19 protein-coding genes are annotated in these 21,969 nt (G+C 55.4%); 2 read left to right on the top strand and 17 right to left on the bottom strand.

Features of this window, described 5'->3' with window-relative positions:
- Positions 1-108: 108 nt before the first annotated feature.
- From priA to BN2762_RS14105, 9 genes are all read right to left on the bottom strand, one after another.
- Complete coding sequence (gene priA / locus BN2762_RS14145; protein WP_055107587.1) at positions 109-2,646, bottom strand: primosomal protein N'; 2,538 nt, start codon at positions 2,644-2,646, stop codon at positions 109-111.
- Positions 2,646-3,875 (bottom strand): bifunctional phosphopantothenoylcysteine decarboxylase/phosphopantothenate--cysteine ligase CoaBC, encoded by a 1,230-nt coding sequence (gene coaBC, locus BN2762_RS14140; protein WP_055107586.1) that lies wholly within the window; start codon positions 3,873-3,875, stop codon positions 2,646-2,648. The genes priA and coaBC overlap by 1 nt, the downstream gene beginning before the upstream one ends.
- 222 nt (positions 3,876-4,097) lie before the next feature.
- Positions 4,098-4,322, bottom strand: coding sequence for a DNA-directed RNA polymerase subunit omega (gene rpoZ / locus BN2762_RS14135; protein ID WP_055107585.1), 225 nt, complete (start codon positions 4,320-4,322; stop codon positions 4,098-4,100).
- Positions 4,323-4,376: 54 nt separating this feature from the next.
- Positions 4,377-4,949 (bottom strand): guanylate kinase, encoded by a 573-nt coding sequence (gmk, locus tag BN2762_RS14130; protein WP_055107584.1) that lies wholly within the window; start codon positions 4,947-4,949, stop codon positions 4,377-4,379.
- Between the two features lie 11 nt (positions 4,950-4,960).
- Positions 4,961-5,221, bottom strand: coding sequence for an extracellular matrix/biofilm regulator RemA (gene remA / locus BN2762_RS14125; RefSeq protein ID WP_019639066.1), 261 nt, complete (start codon positions 5,219-5,221; stop codon positions 4,961-4,963).
- Between the two features lie 49 nt (positions 5,222-5,270).
- The gene (locus BN2762_RS14120) at positions 5,271-6,158 is read right to left on the bottom strand and encodes a YicC/YloC family endoribonuclease (RefSeq protein WP_055107583.1); all 888 of its coding nucleotides are present in this window, start codon (positions 6,156-6,158) and stop codon (positions 5,271-5,273) included.
- 35 nt (positions 6,159-6,193) lie between these two features.
- Positions 6,194-8,083 (bottom strand): bifunctional homocysteine S-methyltransferase/methylenetetrahydrofolate reductase, encoded by a 1,890-nt coding sequence (locus tag BN2762_RS14115; RefSeq protein WP_055107582.1) that lies wholly within the window; start codon positions 8,081-8,083, stop codon positions 6,194-6,196.
- 151 nt (positions 8,084-8,234) lie between these two features.
- The gene (gene dapF / locus BN2762_RS14110) at positions 8,235-9,077 is read right to left on the bottom strand and encodes a diaminopimelate epimerase (RefSeq protein WP_055107581.1); all 843 of its coding nucleotides are present in this window, start codon (positions 9,075-9,077) and stop codon (positions 8,235-8,237) included.
- 82 nt (positions 9,078-9,159) lie between these two features.
- Entirely contained in the window at positions 9,160-11,967 is a 2,808-nt protein-coding gene (locus BN2762_RS14105; RefSeq protein ID WP_055107580.1) for a calcium-translocating P-type ATPase, SERCA-type, read from the bottom strand.
- A gap of 181 nt (positions 11,968-12,148) precedes the next feature.
- On the opposite strand from BN2762_RS14105, the gene BN2762_RS14100 reads away from it, so the two are divergent.
- Positions 12,149-13,915: an Rqc2 family fibronectin-binding protein gene (locus BN2762_RS14100; RefSeq protein WP_055107579.1), complete on the top strand. Its 1,767-nt coding sequence runs from the start codon at positions 12,149-12,151 to the stop codon at positions 13,913-13,915.
- 235 nt (positions 13,916-14,150) lie between these two features.
- On the opposite strand, the gene BN2762_RS14095 is transcribed toward BN2762_RS14100, so the two are convergent.
- Together BN2762_RS14095 and BN2762_RS14090 are read right to left on the bottom strand one after the other, a co-directional pair.
- On the bottom strand, positions 14,151-15,017 hold the full coding sequence (locus BN2762_RS14095; protein WP_055107578.1) for a PHP domain-containing protein: 867 nt from the start codon (positions 15,015-15,017) through the stop codon (positions 14,151-14,153).
- Positions 15,018-15,039: 22 nt separating this feature from the next.
- A complete protein-coding gene (locus BN2762_RS14090) occupies positions 15,040-15,945 on the bottom strand; it encodes a selenium metabolism-associated LysR family transcriptional regulator (RefSeq protein WP_055107577.1) in 906 nt (301 codons plus the stop codon).
- Between the two features lie 216 nt (positions 15,946-16,161).
- Here BN2762_RS14090 and BN2762_RS27295 point away from each other — a divergent pair, with 216 nt between their 5' ends.
- The gene (locus BN2762_RS27295; protein ID WP_187386525.1) at positions 16,162-16,332 is read left to right on the top strand and encodes a hypothetical protein; all 171 of its coding nucleotides are present in this window, start codon (positions 16,162-16,164) and stop codon (positions 16,330-16,332) included.
- A gap of 124 nt (positions 16,333-16,456) precedes the next feature.
- Here the strand turns inward: BN2762_RS27295 and xylB are convergent, their stop codons facing one another.
- From xylB to BN2762_RS14060, 6 genes are all read right to left on the bottom strand, one after another.
- Positions 16,457-17,971 (bottom strand): xylulokinase, encoded by a 1,515-nt coding sequence (gene xylB, locus BN2762_RS14085; RefSeq protein ID WP_055107576.1) that lies wholly within the window; start codon positions 17,969-17,971, stop codon positions 16,457-16,459.
- 64 nt (positions 17,972-18,035) lie between these two features.
- Entirely contained in the window at positions 18,036-18,767 is a 732-nt protein-coding gene (locus tag BN2762_RS14080; RefSeq protein WP_055107575.1) for a sugar isomerase domain-containing protein, read from the bottom strand.
- A 39-nt stretch (positions 18,768-18,806) separates the two neighbouring features.
- The gene (locus BN2762_RS14075; protein WP_055107574.1) at positions 18,807-19,553 is read right to left on the bottom strand and encodes an MBL fold metallo-hydrolase; all 747 of its coding nucleotides are present in this window, start codon (positions 19,551-19,553) and stop codon (positions 18,807-18,809) included.
- Position 19,554: 1 nt separating this feature from the next.
- Positions 19,555-20,019, bottom strand: a complete 465-nt coding sequence (locus tag BN2762_RS14070; RefSeq protein WP_230202518.1) for a RidA family protein — start codon at positions 20,017-20,019, stop codon at positions 19,555-19,557.
- Positions 20,020-20,069: 50 nt separating this feature from the next.
- The gene (locus tag BN2762_RS14065; protein WP_055107572.1) at positions 20,070-21,104 is read right to left on the bottom strand and encodes a Gfo/Idh/MocA family protein; all 1,035 of its coding nucleotides are present in this window, start codon (positions 21,102-21,104) and stop codon (positions 20,070-20,072) included.
- A 49-nt stretch (positions 21,105-21,153) separates the two neighbouring features.
- Positions 21,154-21,957: a carbohydrate ABC transporter permease gene (locus BN2762_RS14060; RefSeq protein WP_055107571.1), complete on the bottom strand. Its 804-nt coding sequence runs from the start codon at positions 21,955-21,957 to the stop codon at positions 21,154-21,156.
- Positions 21,958-21,969: the final 12 nt, after the last annotated feature.

Genomic DNA, 21,969 nt, shown 5'->3' with positions numbered 1-21,969 from the left:
TACTTAGATTTGCCTGTTCTTTACAAAATATATATGCAGCCGTCCACGCCGATGCTCCGGCAGGCTCTCACTTTTTAAAGTTAGAGGGAATAAGTCCGGCCTTACAGCTTACATCAGCATCTGCGGATCGACGTCGATGCTGATTTGCAGCGACGCATCCTTCAACTGACTCATCGTGGCTGCCGAAGTCTCCCGGACGAGGGATACCGCATCCAGATTTCCCCGATATTTGACCATACATTGGAATCGGTATCGGTTCTTGATGCGCGGAAGCGGCGAGGCTACAGGCCCGAGAATATCGAGCGCCTCCGCCGTCCGCCTGTCCAGGTCGCCGTACCAGCCCAGGCGCTGCGCCTTGCCCCTTAGCTCGCTGGCGAAATTCTCCGCCATACGGAGCAGCAGGGGAAGCTGTTCATGGGATAGGGTCACCAGGATCAACCGGCTATAAGGCGGATAATGCAGCATTTTGCGATGCTGCAGCTCTTCCCTTACGAAGGAATGGTAATCATGCCTGCTGGAATGAATGATCGAATAATGGTCTGGCATATAGGTCTGAATATAGACTTCGCCCGGCAGCTGATGGCGTCCGGCACGGCCAGCTACCTGGGTAAGCAGCTGGAATGTCTTTTCCGCCGATCGGAAATCCGGAAAATTCAGCGCCGTATCCGCAGCGATGACACCAACGAGCGTAACATCAGGGAAATCCAGACCCTTGGCGACCATCTGCGTACCGAGCAGCACATCGCCCTTCTTCTCCCGGAAGGCCTGCAGCAGCTTCTCATGCGCGCCCTTCTCGCTCGTCGTATCCACATCCATCCGGATGACCCGGATGCCCGGGAACAGCTTGGAGAGCTCGCCCTCCACCCTTTGCGTACCTGTTCCGAAATAGCGGATATGCTCACTCTGGCATTCCGGGCATACGTCCGGAGCGGGAGCGGCATAACCACAATAATGGCATCGCAAATTGTTGGACTTCTGATGATAGGTCAGCGATATATCGCACTCCGGACATCCCGCCACATAACCGCAGGTCCGGCACATGACGAAGGTTGAATAGCCGCGGCGGTTCAGGAACAGCACAGTCTGCTCCCCCCGCTCGATCCGCTGGGCGATCCCCTGATGCAGGGCCCGGCTGAACATCGAGCGGTTGCCTTCCCTCAGCTCCTCGCGCATATCTATAATATGAACCCCGGGCAGGCGGCTGCCTGCAGGCCGCTGATTCATCTCGAGAATCATCGGGGCAAATTCATCGCTGCTCTGGGAACGGGCCGCATGATAGCTCTCCAGTGAGGGCGTCGCCGAACCAAGGATAACCGCCGCCCCATGCTGGCGGGCTCGTTCCACCGCCACGTCGCGGGCGTGATATTTCGGCGTCTCCTCCTGCTTGTAGGACGTCTCATGCTCCTCATCCATAACGATTAGCCCCAGGTCCGCAAAAGGGGCGAAAACCGCAGAGCGGGCCCCGATTGCGACCTGAACCCGGCCCTCGCGGATTTTGCGCCATTCATCATAGCGCTCGCCCGTAGATAAACGGCTGTGCATGACGGCGACCTTGCTGCCGAACCGCCCCTTGAAGCGCTCGACCATTTGCGGCGTCAGCGAGATTTCCGGAACAAGGACGATCGCTTGGCGGCCCAGCGAGATGCAGCGTTCGATCGTCTGCAGGTAGACCTCCGTCTTTCCGCTGCCGGTCACGCCGTGCAGAAGAAACACGCGGTGCCGGCGCGCATCCAAGGCATCCGTGAGATAACGATATACGTTCTCCTGCTCGGTGGTGCGTTCCAGCGGCTTCGTGGCCTTGAAGCGGCGATCCTGATACGGGTCGCGGAACACCTCGACATCCTCGATCGTCGCATAGCCTTTGTCCGCTAAACTTTTGACCGTCCCCGCCGTCACCCGCAGCGTGGACAGAACCTCCTGCATAGACAGCGGAACGCCCACTTCGAGCAGGAATTCCAGCACCTCCCGCTGGCGGCGGGCCTTTCCTCCAAACGAGGCCAGCGCCTCTTCCGCAGCTTCGCCACTGACTGAGGCAGCCACGGTCTTCACCGTTTTCTTCCTTACCCTGTCTCTAATCGCCTGGCTCTCAAACAATATCCCTTGCCCCAACAGGTTCTTAATGACCGCTACCCGGTCCGGGTAGCGAGCGCTTAAGTGAGCCATCGTCACCGATCCGGACTGATTGACGTAAGCGACGATCTCCCGTTCGGCGGGACCGAGAAGCGCCTCGGACTCGAACAGAAAGTCCGCTTCAGCTGCCCCGCCCCTCGCCTCCTGATGGTCTTCCGCCACATGGATATTTCTCTCCGCCTTGCCTTTCAGCGCGGAGGGAATCATCGCCTGTAAAGACGAAATCATGCTGCAAGCATACTTGCGGCTCATCCATGCTGCCAATTCCACCAAATCCGGAGGAAGCGGGGGAAGCAGATCGAGCAATTCATCGATCGGCTTCATTCTGGAGGACTCCATTTCCAGCTCCTCATGCAGGGATACGACGAAGCCCTGCACAGTGCGGCGGCCAAACGGCACCCCGACCCGGCTTCCCACTTCGATCCAGCCGCTCATCGATTCAGGAATCAAATAGTCAAAAGGCCGGTCGGTCTCCCGGCTCGGCACATCGACAATCACTTTGGCCATTCTGTACATTACTTCGACTCTCCCGTCAAACGTGCTGCAACCAGCTCCAGAATAGCCAGCCCGATTTCCTCCTTGGGCGCCCGCGGAATTGATAGTACCAGTCCATTCGCGTCGTACACATGCACGATATTCGTATCGGTGCCAAAGCCAGCGCCCTCAGCGGTTACATCGTTGGCCACGAGGAGATCGCAGTTTTTGCGCCGCAGCTTATCCATCGCATGCTCTTCAAGGTGATCGGTCTCGGCGGCAAAGCCGATCAGAAATTGCTTCGTCTTGTTCCGGCCCAGCGCCTCCAGGATATCGATGTTCTTGACGAGCTCCAGCGTCATGGAATCCCCGGACTTCTTGATCTTGCGTTCGGCGGCCTGCTTAGGGCGATAATCCGCTACGGCGGCCGCCTTCACGAGAATATCCGTATCCGCCCATAACCCCTGGACCGCTTCATACATGTCCTGGGCAGATTCTACACGGACGAGGGACAGCCCTTCCCGATAAATCGGCGGGGCAGCGTCCGTTCGGCCCATAACAAGCGTCACCTCCGCGCCCAAATCCAAAGCTGCTTTGGCGATCGCAAAGCCCATCTTGCCGGACGAATCATTCGTAATATAACGTACCGGGTCCAGCCTTTCTATGGTTCCCCCAGCGGTCACGACAACTTTTCGGCTAGTCAGCGGTCGCTGTGCCGCACGCTCACGGCGGGCAAAATAAGCCTCGACGGCGGCGACGATGTTCTCCGGCTCCTCCATCCGGCCTTTGCCCGTATATCCGCAGGCAAGCTGCCCACTGCCCGGCTCGATCATAAGCACGCCGCGCGCGGCCAGCTCCGCCAGATTGCGAGTAACGGTCGGGTGGGTGTACATATGAACATTCATAGCTGGAGCCAGCATGATTTTAGCCTCGGTAGCCAGCAAGGTGGTGGACAGCATATCATCTCCCAGGCCCACGGCCATTTTGGCGATGATGTTGGCCGTAGCCGGCGCAATCAGCACCAGGTCGGCCCAATCCGCAAGATCAATATGCGCGATAACCTGCGGGTTCTTCTCATCGAACGTATCTGTATAGACAGGATGCTTGGACAGCGCCTGAAGCGTCAGCTCCGTAACGAACCGTGTCGCTGATTCCGTCATAATGACGCGAACCTCCGCACCCTGCTGCACAAGCTTGCTGCAGAGCGATGCCGCCTTGAATGCTGCTATGCCGCCGGTAACTCCCAGCAATACTTTCTTGCCGGTTAACATCGGTAATCCCCCTCTTTCCGTCCCTATTCCTTTACAGAAAAAAACAACAACCTTGCGGTTGTCGTATGAAAAACGTCTATCAAAAGTAGTTGCATAGAAGACAGACCGCGTTCAGCGGTAGTTGTTATTGCGATATGAGAAAGCCTTGATTCGAAATTGATACTTTCTGATAGCTTGGAGAAGAAAACACTTAAATGTCTAGCAGCCCGAAGGCTGTGCTGATTATTCTTCAGCTGTCAAGGAATCCTCGTCAGAATCCCGCTTGATTTTGATGTAATCGCCGTAAATTTCCTCCAGCGCCACGCCGACCTGCTTGTGAGACTTCGGCTGCTGCAGCTCGCTCTTCTCGCCTTCTCTGAGCTGTCTTGCTCTGCGGGATGCGGCTACTACCAGGGAGTACTTACTGTCGACTTTGTCCAGCATTCTATCAATAGATGGATACAACATGTTCAACAACACCTCTTCAAATATTTCATCTAAATCACGGCTCGGCCCGGTCAGCTACTTCCTGACTCTGCAATGCTCGGCTGTGATGATGGCTTCAATTCTCTTGCAGGCAAGGTCGATTTCGTCGTTGACGACGGCGTAATCATAGTGCTTGAGCAGAGCGATTTCATCGGCAGCTACGGACATCCGATGATCGATCGTCGCCTGATTCTCCGTCCCCCGTCCTTGTATCCGCCCTTTCAGCTCATCCAGCGATGGCGGAAGCAGGAACACAAATATGCCTTCGGGGAACTTCTCCTTCACTTTCAGCGCGCCCTGAACCTCGATTTCCAGAATGATATCCTTGCCGCTCTCGATCGTCTGCTCTACGAAATTGCGCGGCGTTCCATAATAGTTACCGACATACTCGGCATATTCTAGCAGCTGGTCGTTCTCGATCATATCCAAGAACTGCTCGCGGGTCTTGAAAAAATAATTCACACCGTGCTCCTCGCCCAGCCGCGGCTGCCTCGTCGTCGCAGACACGGAATACACAAGCTCCGGCAAACGATGTCTTAATTCATTGCAGACCGTACCTTTCCCCACTCCGGACGGCCCGGATAATACGATAAGTAGCCCTTTTGCCATTGTTCTCTCCATTATTCGTCGTTGTCGTCGTCTTTGATGGATAGACGATGCGCGACCGTCTCCGGCTGTACTGCCGATAAAATGACATGGTCGCTATCCGTTATGATAACCGCGCGGGTACGGCGCCCATAAGTGGCGTCGATCAGCATATGGCGGTCTCTCGCCTCTTGGATGATCCGCTTGATAGGAGCGGACTCAGGGCTGACGATGGAAATGATGCGATTCGCCGATACGATATTTCCAAAACCGATGTTAATAAGTTTAATTGCCATGGTTAGGTAGTTCCCCCTAATTTTCTCGATTCGCTTGCAGCCGGTGGCATTACTCCATATTCGCTGCCTGTTCCCGAATCTTCTCCAATTCTGCTTTCATTTCCAAAACACGGTTGACTAAGGCCAAATGATTGGCCTTTGATCCAATCGTATTGGTTTCGCGATTCATTTCCTGTATCAAAAAATCCAGCTTGCGCCCGATCGGCTCGCGGCTGCTCAGCAACCCGCGGCACTGCTCGAAATGGCTCTTTAATCGGATCAATTCTTCATCAATGTTGGACCGATCCGCAAACAGCGCGACCTCCATCGCAAACCTGTGCTCATCCAGCGAGCCCTCAAACAATTCATTAAGCCGGCCCTTCAGCCTGGCGCGGTAATCGCTCACCACTTCCGGAGCAAGCCGGACCAGCTCTTCGTGAAGATCGTCCAGCTTCATTAGCCGGCTCTCCAAATCGCGAACAAGGTGAAGCCCTTCCTTCTCCCGCATGCGCAGCAATCCGGACACCGCTTCCTCCAGTCCATCCTGCAGCATCGCCTCCCATCCATCCTCCTGGGATGAATCCTCCAAGGACAAATCCGGAGCCTGCAGAACATCAGGCAGGGCCAGGATGTCCCTCGCGGTGAGATCGGCCTTGACGCCGAAATTCCGGCTGAGCTCGTCGGCCGCCTGCAAGTAAGACTGCACGATGGAAGAATTCAATACAAATGGCAAAGAGCTGCTGTCGTCACGCTCTTTGCTGATGTATACATCAATCCGGCCGCGCTTGACGTGGCGCTGCACAAGGCGCCGAAGCCCATCCTCGTAGCATGTCCATTCCCTGGGCATGCGGAGCACAATTTCGGCATACCTGTGATTGACGGATTTAATTTCAAATTGAATAACATAACCGCCGTAATGTCTGGCGGACTGTCCGTATCCTGTCATACTGTGAGACAAAGGTATCACATCCGTTACCCTATTGTAATTGATAATTATGAACGAGACAAGTATTGCGAGCGATGTGCGGATTTCTCCCAGACATAATTACTCAAAGTGACACTCATTTCATAGAACATAAATGGAGTTATCAAATAAATGCCGTTAAAATGCTCCAAGGCCGTATCCAGCAATTCCTTGGCGATTTCCACCCCTACCCTGCGGCCTTCCTCGCCCTGCAGCCCTTCCATCCGTTTTCTGACACTGTCGGATAACTGTATGCCGGGAACCTCGTTGTGCAGGTATTCGGCGTTCCTGCCGCTCGCTAGCGGCATGATGCCGATAAAGATCGGGATGTCCAGATGAGCCGTCGCTTCCTTGACCGCGACGATCAGCTCCGGATCATAGACCGGCTGGGTCATGATATAGTCGGCCCCGGAGGCTATTTTCTTCTCCAGACGCTCGACGGCTTTATGCAAATGCTTTACGTTCGGGTTGAAGGCGGCACCGACGACGAACTTCGCCTTTTGCTTCAGCGGCTTGCCGGAGAAGGCAATCCCTTCATTAAGCTGTTTGATCATCCGGATGATTTCAAAGGAAGTCAAATCATAGACCGAGCTCGAGCCGGGCAAATCGCCGAAGCGGGCCGGATCGCCGGTCACGGCCAGAACATGGTCGATGCCGAGGGCATCGAAGCCCATCATGTGCGACTGCGTGCCGATCAGGTTGCGGTCGCGGCAGGCGATATGAATGAGCGGTCGCAGTCCGACCTCGGACTGGACAAGATGCCCCAGCGCCATGTTGCTCATCCGTGTAACAGCCAGCGAGTTATCGGCCAGAGTCAAGGCATCGACTCCGGCCTCCTTCAGAGCGGCTGCTCCGTCCATAAATCTGCGAATATCCAGATCGCGCGGCGGGTCGAGCTCTACTATAACCGTATGGCGCTCTTTTACAAGCTCCACAATGCTCGGCTCTCCAGCTTGTTCTCCGAAGCTCTCTCCGTCCCGTTCTTCCCGTTCTTCAATGGCGACCGAAGGCCGTACCGGAGGCAGAACAGCCCCCTCCTGAAGCGGCTGAGCCGCGTAGCCGGACAGCGCCCCGGCAATCGCGGAAATATGCTCCGGCGTCGTGCCGCAGCAGCCGCCGATCAGCCGGGCGCCAAGATCCGCGAAGGACACGGCGCATTCTCCGAAGTACTCAGGAGTTGCTCCATATACATATTCTCCATCTATATAGTCAGCTAAACCCGCATTCGGGAATACGGACAGCGGAACGTCGAGCGGGCCTTCCAGGCTCTCCATCACGCTCATAATTCCTTTAGGTCCCGAATGACAGTTGAATCCTAGAACGTCAGCGCCTTCCTCGCGCAAAATTCCGAAGGCTTCCTTAATGCTGTAGCCGTCCAAAGTCCGGCCAAGCTGATCGACGGCGAACTGGCAGATGACAGGAATCGAAGTATGCTGCCGCGCCTTGCCGATCGCAATCCGCATTTCCGCCAGATCATAGAAGGTCTCGAACAGCAGCGCGTCGACGTCCTCTGTCAGCAATGCGGTAATTTGCTGCTCATAGTTCCGGTTCAGCTCCTGCACGGAGACGTTAACCCGTCTCCCCCCGCGAATCGACCCCACCGCACCGGCAACGTAAGCATCCGCCCCCGCTGCGCTTCTGGCGATCCGTACGGCCGCTTTGTTGATTTCCTCTACTTTGGATTCCAAGCCGAATTTAGCAAGCTTATAATAGTTCGCCGAGAACGTATTCGTCTCCAGCAGCTGCGCTCCAGCCTCTATATAACGGCGATGCACATCACCGATCACTTCAGGTCTTAATAAATTAAATTCCTCATAAGAAATGCCCACGGGAAATCCGAGCTGGTACAAATAGGTACCGAGCGCCCCGTCTCCGATCAACACCTCGCGCTTTATTTTCTCGCGTAAATCCGGCCTCATCATTCTTACCTCCACTGCCCTCATTCTATTTCAAGATCTATCAGAACTCGTTTTCATTCTAATGTACCATAAATTCTGGCTGAATGGTTAGAAAAAGCAATTGCCAACCCCATCCTTTCAGCATAGAAAAGAGGCCGCCAGGGGCCCCTTCTTAAATTCCCGGCTCGACGGTTCCCTCGCAAACCGCCGCGGCCGGGCCGCTCATATACACATGATTATCCGTCCCGTTCCATTCGACGTACAAGTCCCCGCCCGCCAGACCGATCCATGCCGCGCGGTCCGTATACCCGTGGAGCACGGAGGACACCAGCGTGGCGCAAGCCCCGGTTCCGCAGGCGAGGGTCGGACCGGCTCCACGCTCCCACACCCGCATTTCCACGCGATCCCGGGCCTTCACTGTGGCAAACTCGACGTTCGTTTTGCGGGGGAAAATAGGATGCTTCTCAAGCCTTGGCCCCCAGGTATGCAAATCGAACGCCGCAGCGTCATCCACATAAATAATGCAGTGGGGGTTGCCCATCGATACCGCTGTAAACCTAAAGCTCGCCCCGCCGGCTTCTATCGGCCAGTCCAGCACCGGGCTTGCCTCAAGCGTCGTCGGAATGGCGCGGCCGTCAAGAACCGGCTCTCCCATATCTATGCGCACCGACGAGACCATGCCGGACACCGTCTGGAGCTCTGCCTGCTGCACGCCGGCACCCAGCGTTTCGATACTGATCTTCTCGCGGCCGATATAGCCCTTCTCGTACACATACTTGCAGACGCAGCGAATGGCGTTCCCGCACTGCTCCGCTTCCGTCCCGTCCGAGTTGATGATCCTCATTTGGAAGTCGGCCTGCTCCGATGGCAGAATATACACGAGCCCGTCAGCCCCGATGCCAAAGTAGCGATTGCACCACCTTTGCGCCAGCTGTGAAGCATGCTCCGGCAGCGCCTTCTCTCCGTAAATAACGAGAAAATCATTTCCGAGCCCGTGCATTTTCGTAAATTTCATATGAACCACCCCTTCATGCCTTGCACCGCAAGGCTTGGTATGGGGTTAGTCTATATTTTAAGGGCTCGAAAGGGTATTGATTTTATGCACGAAAATTTGTATTCCTCGCCGGAATGAACGGGCCGGAATTGTTGTATTTGCGGCGATTCCTCCGCCCTGACCACACACTGCCCGCGCCGAGCAGAAATGTCGGAATCCCCGCGGCTACAAGCGTAATCGACCAGTCTCTCATCGTGAGCGGCACGGTTTTGAAAATCGGCTGCAGCGGCTCAATGTAAATGACTCCGAGCAGGAGCAGAATGGACGACAGCACCGCGATAACGAGCAGCCGGTTCTGCAGGAGGTTACGGTGAAAAATAGACCGTGAGCTCCGGCAATCGAACACATGGATAAGCTGGGCCATAACAAGCGTCGCGAACGCTACCGACTGAGCCTTGGCAAGCTGGCCTTCCGCTCCCGGATTGCTCTGCAGCGTAATCCAGAACGCGCCAAGGGTGCACAAGCCGATCAGCAGGCCGCGGCTTAATATCTTCCAGCCGAGACGCCGGGCAAAGATGTTCTCCGTCTTGCCCCTAGGCTTTTGCTCCATTAGGTCCTTCTCCGGCTGGTCCACGCCCAGCGCCATCGCAGGCAGCCCATCGGTCACCAGGTTGACCCATAGAATCTGAATCGGCGCCAGCGGCAGAGGGAGGCCGGCCAGCATGGCGAACAGCATCGTCAATATTTCTCCCACGTTGGAGGCAAGAAGATACCGGATAAATTTGCGGATATTCTCGTAAATGTTCCGGCCCTCCTCAATCGCCGCTACGATCGACGAGAAATTATCATCGCTCAGAATGAGCGAGGAAGCCTCCTTGGATACGTCCGTTCCCGTGATGCCCATGGCAATTCCGATATCGGCCGCCTTGATGGCGGGGGCATCATTGACGCCGTCCCCGGTCATGGCTACGACATGGCCTTTGCGCTGGAGCGCCTTGACGATGCGCAGCTTATGCTCCGGCGATACGCGGGAATAGACGGAAATGCTGTCCGCCCTCTGCTCGAGCTCCTCATCGCTCAGCAGGCTTAGTTCCGCTCCCGAGAGCGATTCGCCGCCCCGCTGCAGAATCCCCAGATCCTGGGCGATCGCTTCGGCAGTGAGACCGTGGTCGCCCGTAATCATGACCGTCCTGATGCCCGCCTTGCGGCAGACCGCGATCGCATCCCGGACCTCGCGGCGCGGCGGATCGATCATTCCGGTCAGGCCGACAAAGACGAGCTGCGATTCCACCGCCTCCTCGCTATCCGCGTTCTCCTGAGGCCGCAGCTCACGATAGGCGAGGCCCAGGACGCGCAGAGCCCGGCGCGCCATCTCCTCGTTCGCCGCCTGCACCTTCTGCCGGAGGGTGCCCGTAAAAGGCACGACCTTGCCGTCCCATAAAATATACGAGCAGCGCTCCAGCAGCATATCCGGCGCACCCTTGACGAGAGCGAGGGCTCCTCCCTGATGAGAGACGACAACAGACATCCTTTTACGCTTGGAATCGAAGGGATGCTCCTTCGTACGCTTGTAGATTCCGGCTAGCGAGCTGGCGGTCAGCCCCATTTTGGTCGCCAGAGTGACCAGCGCTCCTTCCGTTGGATCCCCCTTCAGCTTCCAGCGCGAGCTCGCCGGCTCCTCCTTGGCCTTGCGCCGACCGCGAGCGTTCTCCTCCTCTTCCTCCTCGTAAATGACGGCGTTGCTGCAGAGCGCGCTGATTTGCAGCAGGCGGCGCAGGCTTTGATCTTTTTTCACATCCAGCGGCTGCCCTTGTTCCATAATATGGCCAACCGGTTCATACCCGTCGCCGGTAACTTCAAGCGGGCGTCCTTCCACCCAAATATGCGTCACCGTCATTTTGTTTTGCGTCAGAGTCCCCGTCTTGTCGGAGCAGATGACGGAGGCGCAGCCGAGCGTCTCGACCGATGGGAGCTTGCGCACGATCGCTTTGCGTTTGATCATTCGCTGCACCCCCAGCGCCAGTGCAATCGTGACGATGGCCGGCAGCCCTTCCGGAATTGCGGCGACGGCGAGGCTTACGCCGGCAAAGAACATGCTTCCGGCTGGCTGGCCATGGATGATCCCGACCACGACAACGAGAATCGTCAAGCCGAGAGCCAAATAAATCAGGATTATGCCAAGCTGCTCCAGTCTGCGCTGCAGAGGCGTCTCCTGAACCTCTGTACTCTGGATCAGATCGGCGATTTTGCCCATCTCCGTCTCCATCCCCGTGCGGATAACAATGCCTCTCCCGCTCCCCCGGGTAACCATCGTTCCCATGAAGCCGATATTTTTCTGGTCGCCGAGCGGCACCTCAGCGTCCTGGATCGGCGCCGAATGCTTGTTCACCGGATGCGATTCCCCGGTCAGCGCCGACTCCTCGGCATCAAGGCTGTTCGTTTCGAGCCAGCGGATATCAGCAGGAATACGGTCCCCGCTCTCCACAACCACTATATCTCCCGGTACGAGCTCCCGCGCCGGAATATGGCGGATGCTGCTGCCCCGCAGCACATTGGCATGGGGAGCGGACAGCTGCTTGAGCGCCCTTAGCGAACGCTCGGCGCGGAATTCCTGAACAAAGCCGAGAACTCCGTTCAGAATGATGATGGCTATAATAGTAACGGCGTCCAAATATTCGCCGAGAAGGCCGGAGATCAAGGTAGCTGCCATCAGTACGAGCATCATGAAATCCTTGAATTGATTTAGGAAGAGGAGAAGCGGCGACACGCGCTGCATTTCCTGCAGCTCATTCCATCCGCTTTGCTCCTGCCTGCGCCGGGCCTCTTCTTCGGTCAGCCCCTGCTCCCTGGAGACGCCGAATCGTTGGAGAAGCTCCTCACCACTCCACTGGTGCCAGTTTTTTTGTTCCATCCTCTCTATTCCCCTCCCGTAATTATGCCGTTTTACAGAGCGAAGGCTTTTCCACCTAGGGTAAATGTATTCGGGCCAGTCCCGAATTATCACAAGGGAGGACTTAAGTTTTTGCGTGAAGTATGGCATCATAGAGAGAGCGCGGTATGCGCCAAGGCACTTATAGAGGGAGAATACAATTATGGCACTTGACGGCATCGTTACGCGTTCTATTGTCCACGAGCTGCAGCTTTGCGTGGGCGGGCGCATCAACAAAATACACCAGCCATCCGATAGCGATATAATAATCAATTTAAGAGCACAGGGCGGAAACCGGAGGCTGATCCTGTCGGCCAATCCGACTTATCCGCGCGTTCACCTGACGGAGCAGTCCTTCCCTAATCCGCAGGAGGCTCCCATGTTCTGCATGCTGCTGCGCAAGCATTGTGAGGGGGGCATCATTGAGGCCATTGCCCAGCACGGAATGGAGCGGATCATTGCGATCGATATCAGGCAGCGCGATGAGCTCGGGGACATCTCGGCCAAGCGGATCATCGTCGAGCTGATGGGGCGGCACAGCAACATCATCCTCGTTGATCCCGCTACCGGCGTACAGCTGGACGGCATCCACCATGTTACCCCTTCCATCAGCAGCTACCGGGTCGTTATGCCCGGGTTCGCCTATACGAAGCCGCCGGAGCAGCATAAGCTGAACCCGCTGGAGGCCGGCAAGGAAGAGTTCCTGGCCGCCTGGTGCGAAGCAGGAGAGAATACCGCAGCCAGCTACTGGCTCGTTCAGGCCTACAGCGGCCTGAGTCCGCTGATTGCGGAAGAAATCTATTTCCGGGCCGGACAGGGAGCCGCCGCCGCAGACTCGGCAGCCGAGACACAGGCAGCTCCTGAGCTGGAGACCGTGTGGTCGGCCTTCTCAGTCCTGATGGACGAAATCTCCCGTCAGCAGTACCATCCGATGAGCGGCAGCAGCAGCAAAGGGAAGCATGTGTTCTCCGCTGTATCCTTGAGCATGGTGCAGGACAATGTCCGCACATACGATTCTATCAGCGCCTGCATGGAGGATTACTACGGAGAAAAAGCGCTGCGCGACACAGTGAAGCAGAAGACAAGCGATCTGCTGCGTTTCCTGCAGAACGAGCGCAGTAAAAATGCGAAGAAGCTGACGAAGCTCCAGGAGGACCTTACGGAAGCTGAGGACGCCGAACGGTACCGCATATCCGGCGAGCTGCTCCTGGCTTCCCTGCATCAGATCAAGAAAGGCGATAAAGAGGTCGAGCTCATCAACTATTACGATGAGGAGCAGAAGCCGGTAAGGATATCGCTCGATCCGCTGCTGACCCCTTCCGAGAATGCGCAGCGTTACTTCAAGAAATACAATAAGTTCAAGAACAGCCTGGCAGTCATCGATGAGCAAATGGACATCGCACGCAAGGAAATCACTTACCTGGAAGGCTTGCTTCAGCAGTTGGAGTATGCGACGCTTAACGACATCGATGAAATCCGCGAGGAATTGATCCAGCAGGGATACTTGAGGCAAAGAAGCGGCAAGAGCAAGAAAAAGAAGAAGAACGACCGTCCGACACTCCATGTGTATACTTCATCCGAAGGCATAGACATTTACGTCGGCAAGAACAATCTGCAGAATGAGTACGTGACCAACCGTCTGGCCAGCCACAATGACACCTGGCTGCACACGAAGGACATCCCGGGCTCCCATGTCGTCATTCGGAGCGCTTCCTACGGAGAGGCCACCTTGAATGAAGCGGCCCAGCTAGCTGCTTACTTCAGCCAGGCCAAGGAATCCAGCAGCGTACCTGTCGATTACACGCTGATCAAGCATGTTCGCAAGCCAAGCGGCGCGAAGCCCGGCTTTGTCATCTACGAGCAGCAGCGCACCCTGTTCGTTACGCCCGATGAGGCGCTGATCAAGAGCCTGCCGAACACCGTCAAATAAGCTACGTTCAAATATCTCAACACAACAAATCCTTCGGCCATTTGCTAATGCCTCTGCAGCAGGGCCGAAGGATTTATTCATCTTGGTATTCTATTTCGAGCTGAAGAGCCTCGTACAATCGGCAGTATGTCTCTGCTAACTACTGCTAACTGCTGCCAACCGTTGCAAATTGCTGCAAATTGCCCTTGCTCCTTCGAAAAGGCGGCAATGCACGCTGCTCCTCCTGCGATACGAATCAGCCTAGGCCCGAGCGGAGGCGAAGCTGTTCCAACGTACTTAGCGGCACTGTGCGAGAGCCGATATCGCCGTGGAAGACGACGCCCTGCCGGACACCGTGGTAATCCGACCCGGCGGTCGCAATCAGATCGAGCCGCTGCGCGATTTCCGCATAGCGCTGCTCCTCCCCGGGCCCATGGTCAGAATGGTACACTTCAATTCCTGCGGGCCGCCCTGCAGCGATAATCCGCTTGACCAGCTCGTCATCCCCATATAACCCGGGGTGCGCCAGCACGGGGGCCCCGCCGGCCTCGCGGATCCATTGCATCGCTTCCTCCGGAGCGATCCTGGGGACACTTGCATAAGCGGGCTTCCCTTCGCCGAGATAACGGTCGAAGGCATCCCGCATATTCTCTGCGTAGCCCCTGCGGACCAGCGCATCGGCGATATGAGGCCGTCCGATGCTCTCATCGGGACGGAGGGGACGGCCAAGCCCTTCCTTGATTTCCCGAAGCGTCAGCGGCATTCCGAGGCCATGTAGCTTCTCCAAAATGAGCTCGTTCCGCGCTTCCCGCGTAGCCCGGAGCCCCTGCAGCCTGCCCAGCAGCCTCTCATTCCCGGTATCGATATAATAACCCAATACGTGAATGTCGCGGCCGGCTGCAACCGTGCTAATCTCAACGCCCGGAACCACCGTAATGCCGTATTGCTGTCCTGCAGCAAGCGCCTCTTCAATCCCGGCTACCGTATCATGGTCCGTGATCGCTATAGCGGCGAGACCCTTCTCTTGGGCCAGGCGGACATTTTCCGCTGGAGCGTTCATGCCGTCGGAGGCCCGGGTATGGATATGCAGATCGCATAAATTTGGGATTACCTTATCGTTCATTATGGAGTTCCTCCTTAACTGTCTATAAAGGCTGCTGCTGTTCCCGCAAGAAGGTCAGGAACGTAACTGCTGATACCGGAAGCAGCGTGGATTTCAAATGGATCGAATAAAATTGCCGCTTGAACGTGGCATCCTCGATTTCCAGAATCTCCAGCAATCCAAGGGCCAGCTCGTGCTTGACCGATGACGGCGACAGAAAGGTAAGCCCGAAGCCGGCCTCGACGGCGGACTTCACGGCACCCGTGCTTCCGAGCTCCATGACGATATCCAGCCCGCACAGATCGATCCCGCTGCTCTCCAATTGCTCCTCCATGACCTGGCGGGTGCCCGAGCCCTTCTCCCGAAGGACGAACGGGTAGGACAATACGTCTGCAAGCTTCAAGGGGCCTTTGCCGGAGAGCGGATGCCCGGCAGGCACGACCAGCTTCAATTCATCCTCCATGACCGGCTCGGATATCATATCCGGATGGTGCACCGGCGCTTCAACCAAACCGAAATTAAGCTGATGGCTCACGATTTCGTCGATAATTTGCGTCGTATTCATCACCTTAAGCACGATGGAAATATGCGGATACTGGCGCCCGAACGGGCCGAGCAGGCGCGGCAGCACATATTCGCCGATCGTCAGGCTGGAGCCGAGCAGCAGGCGCCCTTCCAGCATGGACGTGAACTGCGACATCGCCTTCTCCGTCTCGCGCATGAGCTCGATGCTTTTACGCGCATACGGGTATAAAGCTTTTCCCGCTTCGGTCAAATCGATACGCTTCGTCGACCGGACCAGGAGCTTCGTGCCGAAATAATCCTCAAGCGATTGAATTTGCATCGTCACCGCAGGCTGGGTCATATGCAGCGCCTGCGCGGCCGCGGAGAAGCTGCCTCGCTGGGCAACGGTATAAAAAATATGTAATTGGTGATAATTCAAAGCCATCTTCGCTTCACTCCTTCTTCTCCATTACAATAGCATGTCCAAGCAAACAAAAACCAGCTAATTTCACCGGGACTCGGACGATAACTCCAATCCCGGCTAATCTGCCTTCCGTCTATTTGTTTTTCATCGCAGCCATACAGATTCTTGCATAAGTTCATACGGATTGGCGCATTGTAGTCATGCAGAGATTATAAGGACATAATTGGAGGGATCGTTGTGGCCAAGAGCAAACAGCATCAAGAAGCGCATGGAATCGGACAAGTCGAACAACAGTTGAATCAGCAAATGGAAGCTGCTGAAGAAATGCAAGGACCATCGAAGCTGGACCGGGAAATCGATAAAGCCGCTCATCGTCAGGCGGATCCTTCGGGCGACAATTCAAAATAAGCCGAAATCCGCAGAACAAACCATACCCGATTCAATTAAAAAAATCCCATCATGGAGTCTTGATGGGATTTTAGAGTTGGGGTTGCTATTCAAAGGTTCCGGGAATCTAATGGAATTGAAGCCGCTACGCTTCACGATAAAACTCGTTCAACATGCGGTATGCCTTGAGATACCGGTGATATAACCTGTCATAGGCTTGATGCCTGCTTGGTGAGAACGGCTCCGGCTCCGAGGTAGATACGACGCAGGACACCGCATCGGCTATCGATGGATAGATGCCGCAGCCAACACCGGCCAGCATGGCCGCGCCCAAAGCGGAGGCATCGCGGTTATTCAGCAGGAAGACATCCTTGCCGAGCACGTCGCCGATCATCTTGGCCCATACCTTGTTGCGGCTTCCCCCTCCTCCAAGATGCACTTTGTGAATCGTCTGTCCGAGAGATTGGAAGACTTCCATGCTTTCCCGAATGTTATAGGCAATCCCTTCCATGATCGAGTGAAGAAGAAGCTCGGTAGGTTGTCCTGTGGATAGTCCCAGCCACGAGGCACGGTCTCGAGGGTCAAAATAAGGCGTACCGCTTCCGCCAAGAAACGGCATGAACATCAATCCGGAGCTGCCGGGCTGGATTTCTTCCATCCGCGCCGATAACGAGCTAATCGCTTCAAAGTCCTCTGCAGCCAGATTGGACTTGCCGCTTAGCAGCCTATACCCCCAGTCGACGCCAAGGCCTCCTGTGAATACCGTACCCATCGCATACGTGGAGCCTTGTACTGCAGATGGATGAAACGTAACCCGCCCCGCTGCAGAAGGAGAGGCTTGATCAACATGCAGTACAACTTGAGCGGATGTGCTGAGGGTCACCGCCAAGGTTCCCGCTTGCGTTGCACCTGTTCCGAGCTGGCTGCAGGCCATATCGGCAGCCCCTGTAACGACCGGTGTTCCTTCCAGCAAGCCTGTCAATGCCGCCGCTTCCCCGCTGATATGCCCCGTGATTTGACTAGATGACAGAATTGGGGCGAAGATGTCCGCCCTGAGCCCCAGCTCTTCCATCAAATCCCTAGACCAGCCGCCTGTGGATAAATCGAACAAAAGGCTGTTCCCGGCATCCGTAGGCTCCGTGCCTATTTCACCCGTGAGCTTGTAGCGAATAAAATCCTTCGGAAACATGAGCACCCCTGCCTGGGCCCACAGATCCGGATGATGCCGTCTGATCCAAAGCAGCTTCGATACCGTGAAGGCATCAATCGGCTCATTGCCCGTCCGGTCCACGAAGTCTTTCATATATCTCTCTCGAAGCTCCCGAGTTTCCTCGGCAGAGCGTGCATCCGCTACTAAGATACTGGGGAGGAGAACGTTGCCGTTGTGATCAAGCAGTACCTGTGCGCTCATATGTCCGGAAAAGGACACCGCCGCAATATCCGATGAATCTATGCTCCGGGTGCAGGCCTGAATCGCCTTTACGGCCGCCTCCCACCAGTCCTCCGGGTTCTGCTCCACCCATCCGGGACGAGGCGTTCTTGTTGGATATCTTCCGGATGCGGAGACAGACACCTGTCCGTCCGGTGTCATTACAATTACTTTAATTGCCGTAGTGCCTAGATCGACTCCCATCATCAGAGCCTGTCTTGTCCCACCCATCCTAACAGCTCCTCTCCCCTATGATTGAATGAATATTTCCAAAAAACATGAAGCATGGGGTTCATTACAAATGCTTTATCCGCTGACGATAGCGCTCAATGTATGCCTCATTGCGCTCAAAGCCGCCCGGGACATTGCCGCTGACATAAATCGGCGGTTCAATCCCTCGCTTGATCAGCTTCTCTGCAACGCTGGTCATCACCATATTCAGTATCACACTTCCGATGATCGTAGATCCTGAGGCCATCTTGGTCCCCGATGAAGGCAGCTCTACGAGCGCATCGCCATGCGGCATATGGTTATCAATGACCAGATCGGCAATATCCCGGAGGCGCTGTCCCGAATAGTGCCGGGTTTCATCTCCGTAATAAGCCGAGGAACACATGGCCACCACTTTAAGCCCCTTCGCCTTGGCAGCCAGCGCCATTTCCACGGGCAAGCTGTTAATGCCGGAATTGGAAATTACAATGATGATTTCGCCGGGATGAACGATATAATTATCCAGAATATGTCCGGCATAACCGGTCATCCGCTCAATCTTGGAGCTCTTAACGGCTCCCTCATGCAGCATGATGCTGGTTTCAAGTATAGCATTTACCGGCACCATTCCACCGGCTCTATAAAAAAAGTCCTCTACAAGCAGATGCGAATGGCCGCAGCCGAACAGATGCAGCAGTCCTTCCTTCGCAATGGAGTCGGCAATCCACTCCGCAGCCTGGTTAATGGACTCGCTTTCCTCTTTTTTAATGATTTCAATATGTTCAATAATTTTGGATACAAATTCGTAGGCAAGCATATGGTTTACTCCTTCCTGGTCACATTCCTAATTGTTGTTCTATCCGCTGAAGTTAGCCGGAATGCCCAGCTTGCTAAATATGCTATGGGCCGTTTCGATATGCTCGGATGCCCTGGAAAGCGCAGGCTGTCCATGTCCCGGAAGCAGCACGTCCAGCGTGAGTCCCGCAAGCCGCTTCATGCTTTCAGACAAGGCGAGCATGGAGAAATCATAGGTGTTCAACATGGAGATTTTACCGCCATACATCACCGTGTCACCGCTGAACAGCAGGCTGTCTCCCGTTGAAGTACGGATGTAAAAGCAAGTATCAAATCCCGAATGTCCCGGGGTGTGCAGCACCTTGAATGCATAGTTCCCGATATCAAAGCGATCTCCATCATTCAGCAGTATATCCGCTTTGCAGGCGTTCCAGGTATAGTCCTGTGCATACAGCCCCGCTTCCCGGGCCTGGGGCAAACTGATCGCTTCCTCGTCCCCCGCCTCCAATATCGGAGCGGCTTCCTGCAGCACAGCGATTTTCGCTCCCGTAATTCGGCGTATTTCACAGGCCCCGCCCGAGTGATCCGCATGAAGATGGGTCAGGAGAACATGGCTGATGCAATCGGTCCCGATGCCATGCTCGGCTAGATGATGAAGCAGTCCGGCTGTGTTAAGGCCTGTGCCGCTGTCAATCAGCACGACCCCCTCGCCCGTGTCCACCGCATACACATTGCAATCGGCGGGATGCGTCCAGTCAAAGCCAAGCCTTCCGCTCGCGGCCAGATAGATGTCTTTGCGAATTTTCATCCTAATCCTTGACCTGCACGATCATTTCCAGCTCGACCGCCGCTCCGAACGGAAGCTCGCTTGTGCCAAGCGCAGCCCGTGCATGCCTTCCCGCATTTCCGAAAATTTCAATCAAAAGCTCGGACGCCCCGTTGATCACCAGCGGCTGTTCTCCGAAGCCCTCAGCAGACCTGACATACCCCATCAGCCGAACGATGCGCTCCACGCGATCGAGCGATCCAAGCACGGCCTGAACTTGGCCTAAGCAGTTAAGCGCAGCCAGCCGGGCTGCCTTTTTTCCGGTCTCTACATCGAGGTCAGCCCCGAGTCTTCCCGGCATCTGCATCATCCCGCCGATCTCTGGGGTAGCCCCTGATATGAACAGCAGGTTCCCGGCCTGAACCCCAGGCTCAAATAAAAAACGGGGCTTCACCTCGGGAATGACAATGTCAAGCTCCTGTAAACGGTCTGCAATCGTCATAGTCATCTCACCCTTCACTAATTCGGATCATTCTGGTTTATCATTTTGTAAAAAACTCAAAGCTCGACCGGACGCCCCGTCTGTCCTGATTCCACGATAGCCTCGGCAATTTTCATGACCTCAACGGAATCAGACAGCGGCATGAATTCAGAAGGCCGATTCTCGGCGATCCGGTGTATAAAATGCTCAAGCTCCAATCGAATCGCTCCGCCGATTCCTTCCGGACCCGTCGGCCACAGCGTCGTCTCCGGATGCAGCGCCCCGCTATCCGTCCACACGGATAGTCCAGCGTGGGCGAGCTGGTACGAGGCTGTGCCTTGATCGCCAATGACCTCGATATGAGCATCGATCGTGCCATCCAGCTCCAGCGTCTCCACCAGGTTTTGCGGACTGCCAGCCGGGACCATCCAGCTGGAATCCAGTGAAGCAACGATCCCGTTCTCGAATACCAGCGTTGCCGAGAATAAATCAGGGAAGGCATATCCGCTCATATTCCGTTCATAGGACATGACTTTCGTGCAGCGGCAGCCGGCATACCATACCAGCAAATCCAGCTCATGAACCCCGGATTCGAAGACCGGATGCACCCGATTGCCGAATCCATGGAACCAGCTCTTGCTGAAATTTCGTTTGGTGCGAATTGCAGCTATAGTCCCCAGCCTTCCTTCGTCGATCTGCCGTTTTATCGCAAAGTATGGCTGGCTGAACCTGGATATGTTGCCTACCAGGACCTGTCTGCCGGACTCGGCTGCAGCTTTCCGAATCGCTTCAGCCTCCGCGTAAATGACCGACAGCGGCTTCTCCACGATCACGTGCTTGCCGTGCTGAAGCGCGGCTAGAACAAGCGGGCCGTGAGATTTTTCATCCGAAACGATATCCACCGCATCCAGCTCCTCCCGAGCGATCAAGCCAAAGGGATCGGTGTAACAAATATCCTTCGCCAGCCCAAAGTCGGAGGCTGCCTTCTCTAGGGCATCCTTCTGAACATCGGATATAGCGGCAATCTCGGCACCAGGCAGCTGCTGGAGCACATTCAGGTGAAGCCTTCCGAAACGGCCCGTACCGATCAGTCCAATCCTTACCTTTTTCATAACCCCACCCTCTCTTTCTCTGATTTACTTCCCGGCACCGTTATTCAGATTACTTCACAGCACCGGCAGTAAGTCCCTTGACGAAATACTTTCCGACAAAAGCGAAGAAAATGACGACTGGCAGCAGTGTCAGCGTTGCCCCTGCTGTAGTCCAGCCCCAGCGGACGGTATATTGACCCATAATTGCGTTCAGGCCGATCGGAAGGGTCCGGAGCGATTCGCTGCTGATGAGGACAGAGGAGAAAGCGAACTCCGTCCAAGAGGTAATGAAAGCGTAGATCGAAATAGTCGCGATGCCAGGTCCGATCAAAGGCAGGACGATGACAAGCATCGTGCGAAGTCGGCTTGCCCCATCGATGGCAGCTGCCTCGTCCAGAACAAGCGGAACAGAGTCATAGAATCCCTGCATCAGCCATACGGAGAACGGTGCCGCAAAGGTTACATTTATGACGATCAGCCCCAGCAGGGAATCCACCAGATTCAGGTTGGACATCAGTTGGTAGACTGGAACCAGCAGCAAAATTCCCGGAAAAACATAGGTAGCCAGGATCAGCGTACTGAAGAAACGGCGTCCCGGAAATTTCATGCGATACAACGCATACCCGGCGGGAATAACGATAAGCACGGATATAGCCATCGTGCCGATCGCTACGATGACACTGTTGGATAGATTGGTCAGATACGATGTCTGATTCAGAAGCTCACGGTAATGATCGAGCGTAAACACTTTTGGAAATAGATCTGGCTTCAGGATCTGATCGGCCGGTTTAAATGACGATATAATGACCCAATAAAACGGGAAAGCGATCAGAAATGTAAGCAGAACGCCGAAAATGTAACGAAATATTTTCATAAGGTCACCTTC

It is taken from the genome of Paenibacillus ihumii (genome assembly GCF_001403875.1).
GTDB lineage: Bacteria > Bacillota > Bacilli > Paenibacillales > Paenibacillaceae > Fontibacillus > Fontibacillus ihumii.
This window is presented reverse-complemented; position numbering and strand designations above follow the sequence as displayed.

What these genes read in the sequence shown, in the direction of transcription:
- priA (WP_055107587.1), bottom strand. Translation starts at nt 2,646, where the DNA reads ATGTACAGAATGGCCAAAGTGATTGTCGATGTGCCGAGCCGGGAGACC.
- coaBC (WP_055107586.1), bottom strand. Translation starts at nt 3,875, where the DNA reads ATGTTAACCGGCAAGAAAGTATTGCTGGGAGTTACCGGCGGCATAGCA.
- rpoZ (WP_055107585.1), bottom strand. Translation starts at nt 4,322, where the DNA reads ATGTTGTATCCATCTATTGATAGAATGCTGGACAAAGTCGACAGTAAG.
- gmk (WP_055107584.1), bottom strand. Translation starts at nt 4,949, where the DNA reads ATGGCAAAAGGGCTACTTATCGTATTATCCGGGCCGTCCGGAGTGGGG.
- remA (WP_019639066.1), bottom strand. Translation starts at nt 5,221, where the DNA reads ATGGCAATTAAACTTATTAACATCGGTTTTGGAAATATCGTATCGGCG.
- BN2762_RS14115 (WP_055107582.1), bottom strand. Translation starts at nt 8,083, where the DNA reads ATGAGGCCGGATTTACGCGAGAAAATAAAGCGCGAGGTGTTGATCGGA.
- dapF (WP_055107581.1), bottom strand. Translation starts at nt 9,077, where the DNA reads ATGAAATTTACGAAAATGCACGGGCTCGGAAATGATTTTCTCGTTATT.
- BN2762_RS14105 (WP_055107580.1), bottom strand. Translation starts at nt 11,967, where the DNA reads ATGGAACAAAAAAACTGGCACCAGTGGAGTGGTGAGGAGCTTCTCCAA.
- BN2762_RS14100 (WP_055107579.1), top strand. Translation starts at nt 12,149, where the DNA reads ATGGCACTTGACGGCATCGTTACGCGTTCTATTGTCCACGAGCTGCAG.
- BN2762_RS14095 (WP_055107578.1), bottom strand. Translation starts at nt 15,017, where the DNA reads ATGAACGATAAGGTAATCCCAAATTTATGCGATCTGCATATCCATACC.
- BN2762_RS14090 (WP_055107577.1), bottom strand. Translation starts at nt 15,945, where the DNA reads ATGGCTTTGAATTATCACCAATTACATATTTTTTATACCGTTGCCCAG.
- xylB (WP_055107576.1), bottom strand. Translation starts at nt 17,971, where the DNA reads ATGGGTGGGACAAGACAGGCTCTGATGATGGGAGTCGATCTAGGCACT.
- BN2762_RS14080 (WP_055107575.1), bottom strand. Translation starts at nt 18,767, where the DNA reads ATGCTTGCCTACGAATTTGTATCCAAAATTATTGAACATATTGAAATC.
- BN2762_RS14075 (WP_055107574.1), bottom strand. Translation starts at nt 19,553, where the DNA reads ATGAAAATTCGCAAAGACATCTATCTGGCCGCGAGCGGAAGGCTTGGC.
- BN2762_RS14070 (WP_230202518.1), bottom strand. Translation starts at nt 20,019, where the DNA reads ATGACTATGACGATTGCAGACCGTTTACAGGAGCTTGACATTGTCATT.
- BN2762_RS14065 (WP_055107572.1), bottom strand. Translation starts at nt 21,104, where the DNA reads ATGAAAAAGGTAAGGATTGGACTGATCGGTACGGGCCGTTTCGGAAGG.
- BN2762_RS14060 (WP_055107571.1), bottom strand. Translation starts at nt 21,957, where the DNA reads ATGAAAATATTTCGTTACATTTTCGGCGTTCTGCTTACATTTCTGATC.